The following is a 3,277-nucleotide window of genomic DNA, read 5'->3' as shown; positions in this document are numbered from 1 at the left end:
TTTTGTTCTTTGAAAACTGGATATCATTGTTTTAAAAAGTAATGCCGAGAACACAGCGTATTTGTATGAGTTTCTAAAAGAAATTCGAATCGCTAACCGATCGATTTATCGATCAAGGTTAAGTTACAAAGGGCGCACGGTGGATGCCTTGGCACTAGGAGCCGATGAAGGACGGGACTAACACCGATATGCTTCGGGGAGCTGTACGTAAGCTTTGATCCGGAGATTTCCGAATGGGGGAACCCAGTTATCATCAGATAATTACTCTTCAGTGAATACATAGCTGTTGAGAGGCAGACGCAGGGAACTGAAACATCTAAGTACCTGCAGGAAGAGAAAGCAATTGCGATTCCCATAGTAGCGGCGAGCGAAGTGGGAACAGCCCAAACCAAGGAGCTTGCTCCTTGGGGTTGTAGGACTGAACATTGGAGTTACCAAGAAACGTTGTAATCGAAGTCAGCTGGAAAGCTGCGCCACAGAGGGTGAAAGCCCCGTAGGTGAAACGACGTTTCCTCCGTTCAGGATCCTGAGTACGGCGGAGCACGTGAAATTCCGTCGGAATCCGGGTGGACCATCACCCAAGGCTAAATACTCCCTAGTGACCGATAGTGAACCAGTACCGTGAGGGAAAGGTGAAAAGCACCCCGGAAGGGGAGTGAAATAGTTCCTGAAACCGTGTGCCTACAATTAGTCGAAGCCCGTTAATGGGTGACGGCGTGCCTTTTGTAGAATGAACCGGCGAGTTACGCTAACATGCGAGGTTAAGGTGAAAAGCCGGAGCCGTAGCGAAAGCGAGTCTGAATAGGGCGAGTGAGTATGTTGGTGTAGACCCGAAACCAAGTGACCTACCCATGACCAGGTTGAAGGTGTGGTAAAACACACTGGAGGACCGAACCCGTGTATGTTGAAAAATGCTGGGATGAGTTGTGGGTAGCGGTGAAATTCCAAACGAACTTGGAGATAGCTGGTTCTCTCCGAAATAGCTTTAGGGCTAGCCTCAGAGGATGGATATTGGAGGTAGAGCACTGTTTGGACTAGGGGCCCGTCAAGGGTTACTGAATTCAGATAAACTCCGAATACCAATTATCTTACTCTGGGAGTCAGACAGTGAGCGATAAGGTCCATTGTCGAAAGGGGAACAGCCCAGATCACCAGTTAAGGTCCCTAAATTTATGCTAAGTGGAAAAGGATGTGGCGTTGCACAGACAACTAGGATGTTGGCTCAGAAGCAGCCACCATTTAAAGAGTGCGTAATAGCTCACTAGTCGAGTGACCCTGCGCCGAAAATATACCGGGGCTAAGCATAATACCGAAACTGTGGATGCATCCGTAAGGATGTGTGGTAGGAGAGCGTTCTATGGGCGTTGAAGGTCGATCGTGAGGACGACTGGAGCGCATAGAAGTGAGAATGCCGGCATGAGTAGCGAAAGATAGGTGAGAATCCTGTCCACCGTATGACTAAGGTTTCCTGGGGAAGGCTCGTCCTCCCAGGGTTAGTCGGGATCTAAGGCGAGGCCGAGAGGCGTAGTCGATGACAAACAGGTTGAAATTCCTGTACTAGTTTATTTTGTTTGAACGATGGCGGGACGCAGTAGGCTAAGGTAAGCACCCGGTTGGAAATGGGTGTCCAAGCATCAAGTCTTGATTCGAGTGAAATGCTTGAGTCTTTAAGGACAAGTTGTGATGGGGAGCGAAATTTAAGTAGCGAAGTACCTGATGTCACACTGCCAAGAAAAGCGTCTAGTGAGAAATAAACTACCCGTACCGCAAACCGACACAGGTAGTCGAGGCGAGTAGCCTCAGGTGAGCGAGCGAACTCTCGTTAAGGAACTCGGCAAAATGACCCCGTAACTTCGGAAGAAGGGGTGCTGCACGCAAGTGCAGCCGCAGTGAATAGGCCCAAACAACTGTTTATCAAAAACACAGGTCTCTGCTAAATCGTAAGATGACGTATAGGGGCTGACGCCTGCCCGGTGCTGGAAGGTTAAGAGGATGAGTTAGCGTAAGCGAAGCCCAGAATTGAAGCCCCAGTAAACGGCGGCCGTAACTATAACGGTCCTAAGGTAGCGAAATTCCTTGTCGGGTAAGTTCCGACCCGCACGAAAGGCGTAATGATTTGGGCACTGTCTCAACGAGAGACTCGGTGAAATTATAATACCCGTGAAGATGCGGGTTACCCGCGACAGGACGGAAAGACCCCATGGAGCTTTACTGTAGCTTGATATTGAGTGTTTGTACCGCTTGTACAGGATAGGTAGGAGCCGTAGAGATCGGAACGCTAGTTTCGATGGAGGCATTGGTGGGATACTACCCTTGCTGTATGAACACTCTAACCCGCACCACTTAGCGTGGTGGGAGACAGTGTCAGGTGGGCAGTTTGACTGGGGCGGTCGCCTCCTAAAATGTAACGGAGGCGCCCAAAGGTGCCCTCAGAATGGTTGGAAATCATTCGCAGAGTGTAAAGGTATAAGGGCGCTTGACTGCGAGATTGACAAATCGAGCAGGGACGAAAGTCGGGCTTAGTGATCCGGTGGTTCCGTATGGAAGGGCCATCGCTCAACGGATAAAAGCTACCCTGGGGATAACAGGCTTATCTCCCCCAAGAGTCCACATCGACGGGGAGGTTTGGCACCTCGATGTCGGCTCATCGCATCCTGGGGCTGTAGTCGGTCCCAAGGGTTGGGCTGTTCGCCCATTAAAGCGGTACGCGAGCTGGGTTCAGAACGTCGTGAGACAGTTCGGTCCCTATCCGTCGCGGGCGCAGGAAATTTGAGAGGAGCTGTCCTTAGTACGAGAGGACCGGGATGGACGTTCCGCTGGTGTACCAGTTGTGCCGCCAGGCGCATCGCTGGGTAGCTATGAACGGAAGGGATAAACGCTGAAAGCATCTAAGTGTGAAGCCCCCCTCGAGATGAGATTTCCCATTCCTTTATGGAAGTAAGACCCCAGAGAGATGATCTGGTAGATAGGCTGGAAGTGGAAGTGCAGCGATGTATGGAGCGGACCAGTACTAATCGGTCGAGGACTTAACCAAAAGTTGTGTGGTTTTGGCAGATTTAAGCCAAAGCAAACGCAGCTAGCGGACAAATACGGTTCACGACAACTTGAAAACAATGATGTCCAGTTTTGAGGGTGCAAAACTCTCAGTTAAATACACAGTGTGGTGGCGATGGCGAGAAGGATACACCTGTTCCCATGCCGAACACAGAAGTTAAGCTTCTCTACGCCGAGAGTAGTTGGTGGGCAACTGCCTGCGAGGGTAGGAAGTCGCCACGCT

At 50.5% G+C, this 3,277-nt stretch carries 2 rRNA genes; both read left to right on the top strand.

The window, feature by feature from the left end:
• Positions 1 to 116 precede the first annotated feature (116 nt).
• A 23S ribosomal RNA gene (locus tag EKM91_RS13485) occupies positions 117 to 3,034 on the top strand.
• A gap of 125 nt (positions 3,035 to 3,159) precedes the next feature.
• A 5S ribosomal RNA gene (gene rrf, locus EKM91_RS13480) occupies positions 3,160 to 3,276 on the top strand.
• The last annotated feature ends 1 nt before the right edge of the window (position 3,277 follow it).

Origin of the sequence: Lacticaseibacillus baoqingensis, from assembly GCF_003946165.1 — a bacterium.
GTDB lineage: Bacteria > Bacillota > Bacilli > Lactobacillales > Lactobacillaceae > Lacticaseibacillus > Lacticaseibacillus baoqingensis.
The sequence above is the reverse complement of the archived record's forward strand: the minus strand, read 5'-3'. Positions and strand labels throughout refer to the sequence as shown.